General features: G+C 55.1%; 24 protein-coding genes. All 24 read right to left on the bottom strand.

The genetic code is table 11. From position 1 onward, the window contains the following. Nucleotides 1-2: 2 nt before the first annotated feature. A complete protein-coding gene (gene rpmD, locus TO66_RS28065; protein WP_044465325.1) occupies nucleotides 3-179 on the bottom strand; it encodes a 50S ribosomal protein L30 in 177 nt (58 codons plus the stop codon). A 2-nt stretch (nucleotides 180-181) separates the two neighbouring features. Beyond that, nucleotides 182-682, bottom strand: a complete 501-nt coding sequence (gene rpsE, locus TO66_RS28070; RefSeq protein ID WP_044465326.1) for a 30S ribosomal protein S5 — start codon at nucleotides 680-682, stop codon at nucleotides 182-184. Nucleotides 683-685: 3 nt separating this feature from the next. Beyond that, nucleotides 686-1036, bottom strand: a complete 351-nt coding sequence (rplR, locus tag TO66_RS28075) for a 50S ribosomal protein L18 (protein ID WP_003186037.1) — start codon at nucleotides 1034-1036, stop codon at nucleotides 686-688. A gap of 10 nt (nucleotides 1037-1046) precedes the next feature. Beyond that, on the bottom strand, nucleotides 1047-1580 hold the full coding sequence (gene rplF, locus TO66_RS28080; protein WP_044465327.1) for a 50S ribosomal protein L6: 534 nt from the start codon (nucleotides 1578-1580) through the stop codon (nucleotides 1047-1049). A 12-nt stretch (nucleotides 1581-1592) separates the two neighbouring features. Further along, complete coding sequence (rpsH, locus tag TO66_RS28085) at nucleotides 1593-1985, bottom strand: 30S ribosomal protein S8 (protein ID WP_008065722.1); 393 nt, start codon at nucleotides 1983-1985, stop codon at nucleotides 1593-1595. A gap of 208 nt (nucleotides 1986-2193) precedes the next feature. Continuing rightward, complete coding sequence (gene rpsN / locus TO66_RS28090) at nucleotides 2194-2499, bottom strand: 30S ribosomal protein S14 (protein ID WP_003228726.1); 306 nt, start codon at nucleotides 2497-2499, stop codon at nucleotides 2194-2196. Nucleotides 2500-2512: 13 nt separating this feature from the next. Further along, nucleotides 2513-3052, bottom strand: coding sequence for a 50S ribosomal protein L5 (gene rplE, locus TO66_RS28095; protein ID WP_007924186.1), 540 nt, complete (start codon nucleotides 3050-3052; stop codon nucleotides 2513-2515). A gap of 20 nt (nucleotides 3053-3072) precedes the next feature. Further along, complete coding sequence (gene rplX / locus TO66_RS28100; RefSeq protein ID WP_003186046.1) at nucleotides 3073-3387, bottom strand: 50S ribosomal protein L24; 315 nt, start codon at nucleotides 3385-3387, stop codon at nucleotides 3073-3075. 11 nt (nucleotides 3388-3398) lie between these two features. Next, the gene (rplN, locus tag TO66_RS28105) at nucleotides 3399-3767 is read right to left on the bottom strand and encodes a 50S ribosomal protein L14 (protein ID WP_002555479.1); all 369 of its coding nucleotides are present in this window, start codon (nucleotides 3765-3767) and stop codon (nucleotides 3399-3401) included. 23 nt (nucleotides 3768-3790) lie between these two features. After that, the gene (gene rpsQ, locus TO66_RS28110; protein WP_003194644.1) at nucleotides 3791-4057 is read right to left on the bottom strand and encodes a 30S ribosomal protein S17; all 267 of its coding nucleotides are present in this window, start codon (nucleotides 4055-4057) and stop codon (nucleotides 3791-3793) included. A 2-nt stretch (nucleotides 4058-4059) separates the two neighbouring features. Then, entirely contained in the window at nucleotides 4060-4251 is a 192-nt protein-coding gene (gene rpmC / locus TO66_RS28115; protein WP_002555481.1) for a 50S ribosomal protein L29, read from the bottom strand. Then, complete coding sequence (gene rplP / locus TO66_RS28120; RefSeq protein WP_003228729.1) at nucleotides 4251-4664, bottom strand: 50S ribosomal protein L16; 414 nt, start codon at nucleotides 4662-4664, stop codon at nucleotides 4251-4253. The genes rpmC and rplP overlap by 1 nt, the downstream gene beginning before the upstream one ends. Before the next feature lie 12 nt (nucleotides 4665-4676). Further along, the gene (gene rpsC / locus TO66_RS28125; RefSeq protein WP_007924192.1) at nucleotides 4677-5363 is read right to left on the bottom strand and encodes a 30S ribosomal protein S3; all 687 of its coding nucleotides are present in this window, start codon (nucleotides 5361-5363) and stop codon (nucleotides 4677-4679) included. 13 nt (nucleotides 5364-5376) lie between these two features. Continuing rightward, complete coding sequence (rplV, locus tag TO66_RS28130) at nucleotides 5377-5709, bottom strand: 50S ribosomal protein L22 (RefSeq protein ID WP_003304070.1); 333 nt, start codon at nucleotides 5707-5709, stop codon at nucleotides 5377-5379. Nucleotides 5710-5722: 13 nt separating this feature from the next. Continuing rightward, nucleotides 5723-5998 (bottom strand): 30S ribosomal protein S19, encoded by a 276-nt coding sequence (gene rpsS / locus TO66_RS28135; RefSeq protein ID WP_002555486.1) that lies wholly within the window; start codon nucleotides 5996-5998, stop codon nucleotides 5723-5725. Between the two features lie 16 nt (nucleotides 5999-6014). After that, complete coding sequence (rplB, locus tag TO66_RS32980) at nucleotides 6015-6839, bottom strand: 50S ribosomal protein L2 (RefSeq protein WP_007924198.1); 825 nt, start codon at nucleotides 6837-6839, stop codon at nucleotides 6015-6017. Between the two features lie 14 nt (nucleotides 6840-6853). Further along, nucleotides 6854-7153 carry a 50S ribosomal protein L23 gene (rplW, locus tag TO66_RS32985; protein ID WP_002555488.1) on the bottom strand — a complete coding sequence of 100 codons (300 nt, stop codon included), beginning with the start codon at nucleotides 7151-7153 and terminating at the stop codon, nucleotides 6854-6856. Then, on the bottom strand, nucleotides 7150-7752 hold the full coding sequence (gene rplD, locus TO66_RS32990; protein ID WP_080925911.1) for a 50S ribosomal protein L4: 603 nt from the start codon (nucleotides 7750-7752) through the stop codon (nucleotides 7150-7152). Before rplD ends, rplW begins: the two co-directional genes overlap by 4 nt. Before the next feature lie 12 nt (nucleotides 7753-7764). Further along, nucleotides 7765-8400, bottom strand: a complete 636-nt coding sequence (rplC, locus tag TO66_RS28155) for a 50S ribosomal protein L3 (protein WP_044465330.1) — start codon at nucleotides 8398-8400, stop codon at nucleotides 7765-7767. A gap of 80 nt (nucleotides 8401-8480) precedes the next feature. Further along, the gene (gene rpsJ, locus TO66_RS28160) at nucleotides 8481-8792 is read right to left on the bottom strand and encodes a 30S ribosomal protein S10 (protein ID WP_003186070.1); all 312 of its coding nucleotides are present in this window, start codon (nucleotides 8790-8792) and stop codon (nucleotides 8481-8483) included. 140 nt (nucleotides 8793-8932) lie between these two features. Next, entirely contained in the window at nucleotides 8933-10126 is a 1194-nt protein-coding gene (gene tuf, locus TO66_RS28165; RefSeq protein ID WP_044465331.1) for an elongation factor Tu, read from the bottom strand. A 34-nt stretch (nucleotides 10127-10160) separates the two neighbouring features. Continuing rightward, entirely contained in the window at nucleotides 10161-12308 is a 2148-nt protein-coding gene (gene fusA / locus TO66_RS28170; RefSeq protein WP_044465332.1) for an elongation factor G, read from the bottom strand. A gap of 30 nt (nucleotides 12309-12338) precedes the next feature. Then, nucleotides 12339-12809, bottom strand: coding sequence for a 30S ribosomal protein S7 (gene rpsG / locus TO66_RS28175; RefSeq protein ID WP_007925959.1), 471 nt, complete (start codon nucleotides 12807-12809; stop codon nucleotides 12339-12341). Between the two features lie 110 nt (nucleotides 12810-12919). Beyond that, nucleotides 12920-13291, bottom strand: coding sequence for a 30S ribosomal protein S12 (gene rpsL / locus TO66_RS28180; RefSeq protein ID WP_003186084.1), 372 nt, complete (start codon nucleotides 13289-13291; stop codon nucleotides 12920-12922). Nucleotides 13292-13400 lie beyond the last annotated feature (109 nt).

A 13400-nucleotide genomic window follows, 5' to 3' on the forward strand; every position in this document is an offset into this window, starting at 1 on the left:
GATTAACCCTCGACACGCAGCATGTAGTAAGCCTTGTTGATCATCCCGCGATTCTCGGGAGTATCCTGGACTTCTACAGTATGACCGATGCGACGCAGACCCAGACCCTTAACGCACAGTTTGTGGCTAGGGATACGGCCGCTCACGCTCTTGATCAGCGTTACTTTAACGGTAGCCATGATCAGATGATCTCCTGGACGCTTTTGCCACGCTTGGCGGCAATGGATTCAGGGGACTGCATTGCTTTCAAACCCTTGAAAGTGGCGTGAACCACGTTTACTGGGTTAGTCGAGCCGTAGCACTTGGCCAGAACGTTCTGAACACCAGCTACCTCGAGGACAGCACGCATAGCGCCGCCGGCGATGATACCGGTACCTTCAGAAGCAGGCTGCATGTACACCTTCGAAGCGCCATGGGCGGACTTCGTTGCGTACTGCAGAGTGGTGCCGTTCAGATCAACCTGGATCATGTTGCGGCGAGCAGCTTCCATTGCCTTCTGGATCGCAGCAGGCACTTCACGCGACTTGCCACGGCCGAAGCCAACGCGACCCTTGCCATCACCTACCACGGTCAACGCGGTGAAAGTGAAGATACGGCCGCCTTTTACGGTTTTGGCTACGCGGTTAACTTGAACCAGCTTCTCGATGTAGCCTTCGTCGCGCTTTTGGTCGTTATTTGACATAACTTAGAACTCCAGCCCAGCTTCACGAGCAGCATCAGCCAGCGCTTTAACGCGGCCGTGGTACTTGAAGCCAGAGCGGTCGAAAGCCACCTGCGAGACGCCAGCGGCTTTTGCACGCGTAGCGACCAGCTGGCCAACCTTAGTGGCCGCGTCGATGTTGCCAGTGGCGCCATCACGCAGTTCTTTATCCAAAGTCGAGGCGCTTGCCAGGACTTTGTTGCCGTCGGCCGAAATGACCTGGGCGTAGATGTGCTGCGAAGAGCGGAACACGCAGAGACGCACGACTTCGAGTTCGTGCATTTTCAGGCGTGCTTTGCGAGCGCGACGCAGTCGAGTAACTTTTTTGTCGGTCATTTGCTATGCCCTACTTCTTCTTGGCTTCTTTACGACGGACGACTTCGTCCGCGTAGCGCACACCCTTACCTTTGTAAGGCTCTGGTGGACGGAAGTCGCGGATCTCAGCGGCCACTTGACCTACCAGCTGCTTGTCGATGCCCTTGATCAGGATATCGGTCTGGCTAGGGGTCTCAGCGGTGATGCCTGCTGGCAGCTCGTAGTCCACTGGGTGCGAGAAGCCGAGGGCCAGGTTCAGCACTGTGCCTTTTGCTTGTGCCTTGTAACCAACACCGACCAGCTGGAGCTTGCGCTCGAAGCCTTGGCTTACGCCCTGGACCATGTTGTTTACCAACGCACGAGTGGTACCGGCCATTGCACGAGTTTGCTGGTCGCCGTTGCGAGCAGCAAAACGCAGCTCACCAGCTTCCTGAACAATTTCAACGGACGAGTGTACGTTCAGTTCGAGAGTGCCCTTGGCACCCTTCACCGAAAGCTGTTGGCCGGCGAATTTAACTTCAACACCAGCTGGCAGCTTAACGGGGTTCTTAGCGACGCGAGACATGCTTATCCCCCCTTAGAACACAGTGCAAAGAACTTCGCCGCCGACACCGGCAGCGCGCGCAGCACGATCAGTCATCACACCCTTGTTGGTGGAGACGATAGACACGCCGAGACCGCCACGAACTTTTGGCAGATCATCAACGGACTTGTACTGACGCAGGCCTGGACGGCTAACGCGCTTCACTTCCTCGATGACCGGACGGCCCTCGAAGTATTTCAGCTCGATGGACAGCAGTGGCTTGGTTTCGCTGCTGATCTGATAACCCGCGATGTAACCTTCGTCCTTCAGGACTTTTGCTACAGCCACCTTCAACGTGGAAGACGGCATGCTTACGACGGACTTTTCAGCCATCTGGGCATTACGGATTCGAGTTAGCATGTCCGCTAACGGGTCCTGCATACTCATGGGCTAGACGCTCCTGATACTAAAAAAATGAGCCTTGCGGCTACAGCTTGTCGCCGAGAATTCCCGGGCAAAAAACACGGGCTCAGGCGAGCCGGTCATTCTAGACACACCCCAGAAATGAATCAAGCCCCAAAAGGGGCTTGATTCATGTTCAAGGCCACCGGTGGTCAGGATCCGCAGATCCCGAACACCGCGACTTTGACAGCTATTACCAGCTGGCTTTAACCAGACCTGGTACGTCACCACGCATTGCAGCCTCACGCAGCTTGTTACGGCCGAGGCCGAACTTGCGGTAAACGCCGTGCGGACGACCAGTCAGGCGGCAGCGGTTACGCATGCGCGAGGCGCTTGCATCACGAGGCTGCTTCTGCAGAGCTACGGTAGCTTCCCAACGTGCTTCTGGACTTGCGTTCAGATCAACGATGATAGCTTTCAGCGCTGCACGCTTGGTGGCGTACTTGGCAACGGTGAGCTGACGCTTCAGCTCACGGTTCTTCATGCTCTTCTTGGCCATTTTCCTACTCCAATCAGTTGCGGAACGGGAATTTGAAAGCACGCAGCAGAGCGCGGCCTTCGTCATCGTTCTTGGCAGTGGTGGTCAGGGTAATGTCCAGACCGCGGAGAGCATCGATCTTGTCGTAGTCGATTTCCGGGAAGATGATCTGCTCTTTCACGCCCATGCTGTAGTTGCCACGACCATCGAAGGACTTGGCATTCAGGCCGCGGAAGTCGCGAACCCGAGGCAGGGAGATCGACAGCAGACGATCCAGGAACTCGTACATACGCTCACGGCGCAGGGTCACTTTGACACCGATCGGCCAACCTTCACGGACTTTGAAGCCTGCGATGGATTTGCGAGCGTAGGTCACAACGACTTTCTGGCCGGTGATCTTTTCCAGGTCAGCAACAGCGTGCTCGATGACTTTCTTGTCGCCGATCGCTTCGCCCAGACCCATGTTCAGGGTGATTTTGGTAACGCGCGGAACTTCCATCACGTTCGAAAGCTTAAGTTCGTCCTTAAGTTTCGGAGCGATTTCCTTCCGGTAAATCTCTTGTAGTCGTGCCATGGTCTTCTACCTAGCAGTGTTCAAGCATCAACCGCTTTTTGGGTCGACTTGAAGACACGAATTTTTTTGCCGTCTTCTACTTTGAAACCAACGCGGTCAGCCTTGTTGGTTTCGCCGTTGAAAATGGCGACGTTGGAAGCGTGCAGTGGCGCTTCTTTCTCGACGATACCGCCCTGTACGCCCGACATCGGGTTAGGCTTGGTATGACGCTTAACCAGGTTCAGACCACCAACAACCAGACGGTTGTCAGCGAGAACCTTAAGCACCTTACCGCGCTTACCCTTGTCTTTGCCGGCGATCACGATGATCTCGTCGTCACGACGAATCTTTTGCATGTCGGATCTCCTTACAGCACTTCTGGGGCGAGCGAGACGATCTTCATGAACTTCTCAGTACGAAGTTCACGGGTCACTGGCCCAAAGATACGGGTGCCGATCGGCTCTTGCTTGTTGTTCAACAGAACAGCAGCGTTGCCATCAAAGCGGATGATGGAGCCGTCAGCGCGACGGACACCGTGGCGAGTGCGGACTACGACAGCAGTCATCACTTGGCCTTTCTTCACCTTACCGCGAGGAATTGCTTCCTTGACGGTAACTTTGATGATGTCACCGATACCAGCGTAACGACGATGGGAGCCACCCAGCACCTTGATGCACATAACACGGCGAGCGCCGCTGTTATCGGCCACATCGAGCATGGATTGAGTCTGAATCATATAATTTCTCCGACCCTTAGCCCTTAGACTTCCACAGCGCGTTCGAGAACATCAACCAGGGCCCAAGACTTGGTCTTGGCCATCGGACGAGTTTCACGAATAGTGACTTTGTCGCCGATGTGGCACTGGTTGGTTTCGTCGTGCGCGTGCAGCTTAGTCGAACGCTTAACGTATTTACCGTAGATAGGGTGCTTAACGCGACGCTCGATCAGAACGGTGATGGTCTTGTCCATCTTGTCGCTGACAACACGGCCAGTCAGCGTACGGACAGTTTTTTCGGCTTCAGCCATGATTACTTACCTGCCTGCTGGTTGAGCACAGTCTTCACGCGAGCGATGTCACGCTTAACTTGCGAGAGCAGATGAGACTGCCCCAACTGGCCAGTTGCTTTCTGCATGCGCAGATTGAACTGGTCGCGCAGCAGGCCGAGCAGTTGCTCGTTCAGCTGCTGTGCGGATTTTTCACGAAGTTCATTCGCTTTCATCACATCACCGTCCGCTTAACAAAGGAGGTGGCGAGCGGCAGCTTTGCAGCAGCCAGGGCGAAAGCCTCACGCGCCAGCTCTTCAGAAACACCCTCGATTTCATACAGGACTTTGCCTGGCTGAATCTGGGCAACCCAGTATTCGACGTTACCCTTACCTTTACCCATCCGAACTTCGAGTGGTTTTTTGGAAATAGGCTTGTCCGGGAATACACGGATCCAGATCTTGCCGCCACGTTTTACGTGACGGGTCAGAGCACGACGCGCTGACTCGATCTGACGAGCGGTGAGACGACCACGAGCAACAGACTTCAGCGCGAACTCGCCGAAGCTGACTTTGCTACCGCGCAATGCCAGACCACGGTTGTGGCCGGTCATTTGCTTGCGGAACTTCGTACGCTTTGGTTGCAACATTTGGCGTACCCCTTACTTAGCAGCTTTTTTACGAGGCGCTGGTGCTTGCGGCTTCAGCTCTTCTTGGCGACCACCAATTACTTCGCCTTTGAAGATCCAAACCTTCACACCGATCACACCGTAGGTGGTGTGAGCTTCGTAGGTGGCATAGTCGATATCGGCACGCAGGGTGTGCAGTGGCACACGACCTTCGCGATACCATTCAGTACGTGCGATTTCAGCACCGCCGAGACGACCGCTCACTTGGATTTTGATGCCCTTGGCACCAATGCGCATGGCATTCTGTACGGCGCGCTTCATGGCGCGACGGAACATCACACGACGCTCCAGCTGCTGAGCTACGCTCTGGGCAACCAGCATACCGTCGAGCTCCGGCTTGCGGATCTCTTCGATATTGATGTGCACAGGCACACCCATTTGCTTGGTCAGGTCCTGACGCAGTTTTTCAACATCTTCACCTTTCTTGCCGATCACGATGCCGGGACGAGCGGTGTGGATGGTGATGCGTGCAGTTTGAGCCGGACGATGAATATCGATACGGCTTACGGACGCGCTTTTTAGTTTGTCTTGGAGGTACTCACGCACATTCAGATCTGCGAGCAAATAGTCCGCATAAGTCCGACCGTCTGCGTACCAGACGGAGGTGTGCTCCTTGACGATTCCCAGGCGAATGCCAATGGGATGTACTTTCTGACCCATCTCTTCGACTCCGTTACTTGTCAGCAACCTTGACAGTGATATGGCAAGACCGCTTGACGATGCGATCAGCACGGCCTTTGGCACGTGGCATGATGCGCTTCAGCGAACGCCCTTCGTTGACGAAAACGGTGGAGACCTTCAGGTCATCAACGTCTGCGCCTTCGTTATGCTCGGCGTTGGCTACGGCCGACTCCAGCACTTTCTTCATGATCTCGGCGGCTTTCTTACTGCTGAAAGCCAACAGGTTGAGCGCATCGCCCACCTTCTTCCCGCGGATCTGGTCGGCGACCAAGCGGGCTTTCTGGGCGGAGATTCGAGCGCCCGACAACTTAGCGGCTACTTCCATCGTTCCTTACCCCTTAACGCTTGGCTTTCTTGTCAGCCACGTGCCCGCGATATGTACGGGTACCGGCGAACTCGCCCAGTTTGTGGCCGACCATGTCTTCGTTCACGAGAACGGGTACATGTTGACGACCGTTATGCACAGCAATGGTCAGACCGACCATTTGTGGCAGGATCATGGAACGGCGCGACCAGGTCTTAACTGGTTTGCGATCGTTCTTTTCCGCCGCCACTTCGATCTTCTTCAGTAGGTGAAGATCAATAAAAGGACCTTTTTTCAGAGAACGTGGCACTGTCGTATCCCTCTATTTACTTGCGACGACGGACGATCATTTTGTCGGTACGCTTATTACCACGAGTCTTCGCGCCCTTAGTCGGGAAGCCCCATGGCGATACCGGATGACGACCACCAGAGGTACGACCTTCACCACCACCATGTGGGTGGTCAACCGGGTTCATGGCAACACCACGAACGGTTGGGCGAACGCCACGCCAGCGTTTGGCACCAGCTTTACCCAGCGAACGCAGGCTGTGCTCGGAGTTCGAGACTTCGCCCAGGGTCGCACGGCATTCAGCCAGGACTTTACGCATCTCACCAGAACGCAGACGCAGGGTCACATAGACACCTTCACGAGCGATCAGCTGAGCCGAAGCACCAGCGGAACGAGCGATTTGCGCGCCTTTACCTGGCTTCAGTTCGATGCCGTGTACGGTGCTACCAACTGGAATGTTACGCAGTTGCAGAGCGTTGCCCGGCTTGATCGGTGCCAGGGCACCTGCGATCAGCTGGTCGCCAGCGCTCACGCCTTTAGGGGCGATGATGTAGCGACGCTCGCCATCTGCGTACAGCAGCAAAGCGATGTGAGCAGTACGGTTTGGATCGTATTCGATACGCTCGACAGTGGCAGCGATGCCATCTTTGTCGTTGCGACGGAAGTCGACCAGACGGTAGTGCTGCTTATGACCACCACCAACGTGACGAGTGGTAATACGGCCATTGTTGTTACGACCACCAGACTTCGATTTCTTCTCGAGCAGCGGTGCGTGAGGAGCGCCTTTATGCAGCTCCTGGTTGACCACCTTGACCACAAAACGGCGGCCAGGGGAAGTCGGTTTGCATTTAACGATTGCCATGATGCACCCCTTCCTTACTCAGCACTGCTGCTGAAATCGAGATCTTGGCCTGGCTGAAGGGAGATAACTGCCTTCTTCCAGTCATTACGCTTGCCCAGACCGCGAGCGGTACGCTTGCTCTTACCCAGAACGTTCAGGGTAGTAACGCGTTCCACTTTCACGCTGAACAGGCTTTCGACGGCCTTCTTGATTTCCAGCTTGGTTGCATCAGTAGCAACCTTGAAAACGAACTGGCCTTTCTTGTCTGCCAGAACCGTAGCCTTCTCGGAAACGTGCGGGCCAAGCAGAACTTTAAATACGCGTTCCTGGTTCATCCCAGCAGCTCCTCGAATTTCTTCACGGCCGACACAGTGATCAACACTTTGTCGTATGCGATCAGACTAACTGGATCGGAACCTTGAACGTCACGTACATCAACGTGCGGCAGGTTACGAGCAGCCAGGTACAGGTTCTGATCAACAGCGTCGGACACGATCAGAACGTCGGTCAGACTCATGTTGTTCAGTTTGCCCAGCAGATCTTTGGTTTTCGGAGTTTCAACAGCGAAATCCTGAACCACGACCAGACGATCAGTACGCACCAGCTCAGCAAGGATGGAGCGCAGTGCTGCGCGATACATCTTCTTGTTCAGCTTCTGCGAGTGATCCTGAGGACGAGCTGCAAAAGTGGTACCGCCGCCACGCCAGATTGGGCTACGGATAGTACCGGCACGAGCACGGCCAGTACCTTTCTGACGCCATGGGCGCTTGCCGCCACCGGAAACGTCGGAACGGGTCTTTTGCTGCTTGCTACCTTGACGGCCGCCAGCCATGTAGGCCACGACTGCTTGGTGAACCAGCGTCTCGTTGAATTCGCCGCCAAATGTCAGTTCGGAAACTTCGATCGCTTGAGCGTCATTTACATTTAATTGCATGTCAGCTTCCCCTTAACCGCGAGCCTTGGCCGCCGGACGTACAACCAGGTTGCCGCCAGTAGCGCCAGGAACAGCACCCTTGACCAACAACAGATTGCGTTCAGCGTCGACGCGCACTACTTCCAGGGACTGCACGGTCACGCGCTCAGCGCCCATATGACCGGACATTTTCTTGCCCTTGAATACACGACCAGGAGTCTGGCACTGGCCAATAGAGCCCGGGACGCGGTGGGAAACGGAGTTACCGTGGGTGTTATCTTGACCGCGGAAATTCCAACGCTTGATGGTACCGGCGAAGCCTTTACCTTTCGACTGACCGGTAACATCTACCAGTTGGCCGGCTGCGAAGATTTCTGCTTTGATCAGATCGCCAGCTTGGTATTCGCCTTCTTCAAGACGGAATTCCCAAACACCACGACCGGCAGCAACGTTCGCTTTAGCGAAGTGGCCTGCTTGAGCAGCAGTCACACGCGAAGCACGACGCTCACCTACAGTGACTTGCACTGCACGATAGCCATCGGTTTCTTCAGTTTTGAACTGGGTGACGCGATTCGGCTCGATCTCAATGACCGTGACCGGAATGGAGACACCTTCTTCGGTGAAAATACGGGTCATACCGCATTTACGACCGACTACACCAATAGTCATGTTGTAAACCTCATGAGTGTACGGGGCTTTCACCCGCTATGGCCGCCCATTTCAGAGCGTTACACGACTAAGACCGAGTCTTAGCCGAGGCTGATCTGCACTTCCACACCTGCCGCAAGATCAAGCTTCATAAGTGCATCAACGGTTTTATCCGTTGGCTGGACGATGTCCAGTACGCGCTTATGAGTACGGATCTCGTACTGGTCACGCGCGTCTTTGTTGACGTGCGGGGAGACCAGAACGGTGAACCGCTCTTTACGGGTAGGCAGTGGAATAGGACCACGCACTTGAGCACCAGTACGTTTCGCGGTTTCCACGATTTCCTGGGTGGATTGGTCGATCAGGCGATGGTCGAAAGCCTTCAACCTGATACGGATTTGCTGATTTTGCATTGGATTTCAGACTCCAGGCTGCTATTCCCACCGGGCGCAATACGCCCGTTAAAAGGAGGCGCAATTCTATAGACGGCCCCACAGAGTGTCAACCCAATAAAAAAGCCCCCGCAAGCGGGGGCTTTTTCATGAGTCGCCGATTACTCGATGACTTTGGCTACGACGCCAGCGCCGACGGTACGACCGCCTTCACGGATAGCGAAACGCAGACCATCTTCCATCGCGATGGTTTTGATCAGAGTGACAGTCATCTGGATGTTGTCACCTGGCATTACCATTTCAACGCCTTCTGGCAGCTCGCAGTTACCGGTCACGTCAGTAGTACGGAAGTAGAACTGTGGACGGTAGCCTTTGAAGAACGGAGTGTGACGACCGCCTTCTTCCTTGCTCAGAACGTAAACTTCTGCGGTGAACTTGGTGTGCGGCTTAACCGAACCTGGCTTGACCAGAACCTGACCACGCTCAACGTCGTCACGCTTGGTGCCGCGCAGCAGAACGCCGCAGTTCTCGCCAGCACGACCTTCGTCGAGCAGCTTACGGAACATTTCAACGCCGGTGCAGGTAGTTTTCTGAGTGTCGCGCAGACCGACGATCTCAACTTCTTCCTGGATACGGACGATGCCACGCTCAACACGACCAGTCACAACAGTACCGCGACCAGAGATCGAGAATACGTCTTCGATTGGCATCAGGAACGGCTTGTCGATAGCGCGCTCTGGCTCTGGGATGTAGGTATCCAGAGTTTCCACCAGCTTCTTAACAGCAGTGGTGCCCATCTCGTTGTCGTCTTTGCCTTCCAGCGCCATACGAGCCGAACCGATGATGATTGGAGTGTCATCGCCCGGGAAGTCGTAGGTGGACAGCAGGTCACGAACTTCCATCTCGACCAGTTCCAGCAGCTCAGCGTCGTCTACCAGGTCAGCCTTGTTCAGGAAAACCACGATGTACGGAACGCCTACCTGACGGGACAGCAGGATGTGCTCACGGGTTTGCGGCATCGGACCATCAGCAGCCGAGCAAACCAGGATCGCGCCGTCCATCTGGGCAGCACCGGTGATCATGTTTTTGACGTAGTCGGCGTGACCCGGGCAGTCAACGTGCGCGTAGTGACGAATGTTCGAGTCGTACTCTACGTGGGCAGTGTTGATGGTGATACCACGAGCCTTCTCTTCCGGAGCGCTGTCGATCTTGTCGAAGTCAACAACTGCGGAACCGAAAACCTCGGAGCAAACGCGAGTCAGAGCAGCGGTCAGAGTGGTTTTACCGTGGTCAACGTGACCGATGGTGCCAACGTTGACGTGCGGTTTGTTACGTTCAAATTTTTCTTTAGCCACGACAATTAACTCCTAGCCTAAAGGGGAGACTGAATCAGCCTTGTTTTTTAACGAGAGCTTCGACGATGTTCGACGGAGCTTCGGCGTATTTGGAGAATTCCATGGAGTAGCTCGCGCGACCCTGAGACATGGAACGAACGTCGGTTGCATAACCGAACATCTCACCCAGCGGCACTTCGGCGCGGATAACCTTGCCGGACACCGAGTCATCCATACCCTGGATCAGACCACGACGACGGTTCAGGTCACCCATCACGTCACCCATGTAGTCCTCTGGGGTTACTACTTCAACCTTCATGATCGGCTCAAGCACAACACCGCCGCCCTTCTGGGCCAGCTGCTTGGTCGCCATGGAGGCCGCCACCTTGAACGCCATCTCGTTGGAGTCGACGTCGTGGTAGGAACCATCAAACACGGTAGCCTTCAGGCCGATCAGCGGATAACCGGCGACAACGCCGTTCTTCATCTGCTCTTCGATACCCTTCTGGATAGCCGGGATGTATTCCTTAGGAATCACACCACCAACAACTTCGTTGGAGAAGACCAGACCTTCGGTGATGTTGCCGTTCGCATCGACGTCCGGCTCCGAGAAACGGATCCAGCAATGACCGAACTGGCCGCGACCGCCGGACTGGCGAACGAACTTGCCTTCGATCTCGACGTTGCTCTTGCTGATCTTCTCGCGGTACGAAACCTGAGGCTTGCCGATGTTGGCCTCGACGTTGAACTCGCGCTTCATGCGGTCAACGAGGATGTCCAGGTGCAGCTCACCCATACCGGAGATGATGGTTTGACCAGTCTCTTCGTCGGTCTTGACGCGGAACGACGGGTCTTCCTGAGCCAGCTTGCCCAGTGCGATACCCATCTTTTCCTGGTCCTGCTTGGTTTTCGGCTCTACCGCTACCGAAATTACAGGCTCAGGGAAGTCCATACGCTCAAGGATGATCTGCTTCTCGAGATCGCACAGGGTGTCACCAGTAGTGACGTCCTTCATGCCGATCAGAGCAGCGATATCACCTGCACGCACTTCCTTGATCTCTTCGCGCTGGTTCGCGTGCATTTGCACCATACGACCCACACGCTCCTTCTTGCCCTTGACCGAGTTGATCACGGAGTCGCCGGAGGTCAGGAAACCCGAGTAAACGCGAACGAAGGTCAGAGTACCAACGAACGGGTCGGTGGCGATCTTGAACGCCAGAGCCGAGAACGGCTCAGCATCGTCTGCGTGACGCTCGTCGTAATCCGCCTCTACGAGCTCATCCTTCGGCTTCTCGATGAGATCCGGATGGATACCCTTGATCGCCGGGATCTCGGTAGGAGCAGGCAGGAAGTCGATAACGGCATCGAGAACCAGAGGAACACCCTTGTTCTTGAAGGAAGAACCGCAGACAGCCGGAACGATCTCGCTGGCCAGAGTGCGCGCACGCAGGCCTGCCTTGATCTCTTCGACAGTCAGCTCACCTTCTTCGAGGTATTTGTTCATCAGCTCTTCGGTAGCTTCGGCAGCGGCCTCAATCATATTGGCGCGCCACTCGTTAGCCAGGTCCAGCATATCGGCAGGAATTTCTTCCTCGCGATAGGTAGTACCCTTGTCGTCATCGTTCCAGTAGATAGCCTTCATCTTGATCAGGTCGACCTGACCTTCGAAGTTATCTTCAGCGCCGATAGCCAGCTGAACCGGAACCGGAGTGTGGCCCAGACGGTTTTTGATCTGACCAACAACACGCAGGAAGTTAGCACCGGCACGGTCCATCTTGTTCACGTAAACAACACGTGGAACGCCGTACTTGTTGGCCTGACGCCATACGGTTTCGGACTGAGGCTCAACACCGGAAGTACCGCAGAACACAACGACCGCACCGTCGAGTACGCGCAGCGAACGCTCTACCTCAATGGTGAAGTCCACGTGGCCCGGGGTATCGATAACGTTTACGCGATAGTTATCGTATTGACCGCGCGAACCTTTCCAGAAGGTAGTAACAGCAGCGGAAGTAATGGTGATACCACGCTCCTGCTCCTGCACCATCCAGTCGGTGGTAGCAGCGCCGTCATGCACCTCACCCATCTTGTGGCTGAGACCTGTGTAAAACAGGATCCGCTCGGTAGTGGTAGTCTTGCCCGCGTCAACGTGAGCACAGATACCGATGTTACGGTAGCGGTTGATTGCTGTAGTACGAGCCATAAAGCCCTCGCAAAATGAATGATGCCGATATTAGAAGCGGTAGTGCGAGAAAGCCTTGTTGGCCTCAGCCATACGGTGTACGTCTTCACGCTTCTTAACTGCAGCACCTTTGCCTTCGGCAGCGTCCAGCAGTTCGCCAGCCAAGCGCAGAGCCATAGACTTCTCGCCGCGCTTACGGGCGAAGTCTACCAACCAGCGCATTGCCAGAGCGTTACGACGGGACGGACGAACTTCGACCGGAACCTGGTAAGTAGCACCGCCAACACGGCGCGACTTCACTTCGACCAGCGGAGCGATGGCGTCGAGAGCTTTCTCGAAGATTTCCAGGGGATCGCTGTTCTTGCGCTCTTTAACTTTTTCCAGTGCGCCATAAACGATACGTTCGGCAACGGCTTTCTTACCGCTTTCCATTACGTGGTTCATGAACTTGGCGAGGATCTGGCTTCCGTATTTCGGATCGTCCAGAATCTCACGTTTGGCTGCTACGCGACGTCTTGGCATGATAAGCCCTCAAACGGTCTTCAGGTTAGCTCGGGACAGTTGATCCAAAGGACTCGTGCCCGACCTTACTCTTATCGACTCAATAAAATAATTAACTGCAAAACGACCGATTACTTCGGACGCTTGGTACCGTACTTCGAACGACCTTGGTTACGACCTTTAACGCCGGAGGTATCCAGGGAGCCGCGAACGGTGTGATAACGAACACCCGGCAAGTCTTTTACACGACCGCCGCGGATCAGTACCACGCTGTGCTCTTGCAGGTTGTGGCCTTCACCACCGATGTACGAGGAAACCTCGAAACCGTTGGTCAGACGCACACGGCATACTTTACGCAGTGCCGAGTTAGGTTTTTTCGGCGTAGTGGTATACACGCGAGTGCATACGCCACGACGTTGCGGGCAGTTCTGCAGCGCAGGTACGTCGGATTTCTCGACGATACGCTTACGCGGCTGACGTACCAGCTGGTTGATAGTTGCCATCTACTAGCTCCACTGTTGTCTTTCGACATAAACAAAATGGCAGGGCACAGGCCCCACCAAATTTAGGGGTACAAGAGTCTAAAGAGGATCTTGACCCCAGTCAAGGCAA

This window comes from Pseudomonas sp. MRSN 12121, assembly GCF_000931465.1.
Taxonomy (GTDB): Bacteria; Pseudomonadota; Gammaproteobacteria; order Pseudomonadales; family Pseudomonadaceae; genus Aquipseudomonas.

What these genes read in the sequence shown, in the direction of transcription:
- rpmD (WP_044465325.1), bottom strand. Translation starts at nt 179, where the DNA reads ATGGCTACCGTTAAAGTAACGCTGATCAAGAGCGTGAGCGGCCGTATC.
- rpsE (WP_044465326.1), bottom strand. Translation starts at nt 682, where the DNA reads ATGTCAAATAACGACCAAAAGCGCGACGAAGGCTACATCGAGAAGCTG.
- rplR (WP_003186037.1), bottom strand. Translation starts at nt 1,036, where the DNA reads ATGACCGACAAAAAAGTTACTCGACTGCGTCGCGCTCGCAAAGCACGC.
- rplF (WP_044465327.1), bottom strand. Translation starts at nt 1,580, where the DNA reads ATGTCTCGCGTCGCTAAGAACCCCGTTAAGCTGCCAGCTGGTGTTGAA.
- rpsH (WP_008065722.1), bottom strand. Translation starts at nt 1,985, where the DNA reads ATGAGTATGCAGGACCCGTTAGCGGACATGCTAACTCGAATCCGTAAT.
- rpsN (WP_003228726.1), bottom strand. Translation starts at nt 2,499, where the DNA reads ATGGCCAAGAAGAGCATGAAGAACCGTGAGCTGAAGCGTCAGCTCACC.
- rplE (WP_007924186.1), bottom strand. Translation starts at nt 3,052, where the DNA reads ATGGCACGACTACAAGAGATTTACCGGAAGGAAATCGCTCCGAAACTT.
- rplX (WP_003186046.1), bottom strand. Translation starts at nt 3,387, where the DNA reads ATGCAAAAGATTCGTCGTGACGACGAGATCATCGTGATCGCCGGCAAA.
- rplN (WP_002555479.1), bottom strand. Translation starts at nt 3,767, where the DNA reads ATGATTCAGACTCAATCCATGCTCGATGTGGCCGATAACAGCGGCGCT.
- rpsQ (WP_003194644.1), bottom strand. Translation starts at nt 4,057, where the DNA reads ATGGCTGAAGCCGAAAAAACTGTCCGTACGCTGACTGGCCGTGTTGTC.
- rpmC (WP_002555481.1), bottom strand. Translation starts at nt 4,251, where the DNA reads ATGAAAGCGAATGAACTTCGTGAAAAATCCGCACAGCAGCTGAACGAG.
- rplP (WP_003228729.1), bottom strand. Translation starts at nt 4,664, where the DNA reads ATGTTGCAACCAAAGCGTACGAAGTTCCGCAAGCAAATGACCGGCCAC.
- rpsC (WP_007924192.1), bottom strand. Translation starts at nt 5,363, where the DNA reads ATGGGTCAGAAAGTACATCCCATTGGCATTCGCCTGGGAATCGTCAAG.
- rplV (WP_003304070.1), bottom strand. Translation starts at nt 5,709, where the DNA reads ATGGAAGTAGCCGCTAAGTTGTCGGGCGCTCGAATCTCCGCCCAGAAA.
- rplB (WP_007924198.1), bottom strand. Translation starts at nt 6,839, where the DNA reads ATGGCAATCGTTAAATGCAAACCGACTTCCCCTGGCCGCCGTTTTGTG.
- rplW (WP_002555488.1), bottom strand. Translation starts at nt 7,153, where the DNA reads ATGAACCAGGAACGCGTATTTAAAGTTCTGCTTGGCCCGCACGTTTCC.
- rplD (WP_080925911.1), bottom strand. Translation starts at nt 7,752, where the DNA reads ATGCAATTAAATGTAAATGACGCTCAAGCGATCGAAGTTTCCGAACTG.
- rplC (WP_044465330.1), bottom strand. Translation starts at nt 8,400, where the DNA reads ATGACTATTGGTGTAGTCGGTCGTAAATGCGGTATGACCCGTATTTTC.
- rpsJ (WP_003186070.1), bottom strand. Translation starts at nt 8,792, where the DNA reads ATGCAAAATCAGCAAATCCGTATCAGGTTGAAGGCTTTCGACCATCGC.
- fusA (WP_044465332.1), bottom strand. Translation starts at nt 12,308, where the DNA reads ATGGCTCGTACTACAGCAATCAACCGCTACCGTAACATCGGTATCTGT.
- rpsG (WP_007925959.1), bottom strand. Translation starts at nt 12,809, where the DNA reads ATGCCAAGACGTCGCGTAGCAGCCAAACGTGAGATTCTGGACGATCCG.
- rpsL (WP_003186084.1), bottom strand. Translation starts at nt 13,291, where the DNA reads ATGGCAACTATCAACCAGCTGGTACGTCAGCCGCGTAAGCGTATCGTC.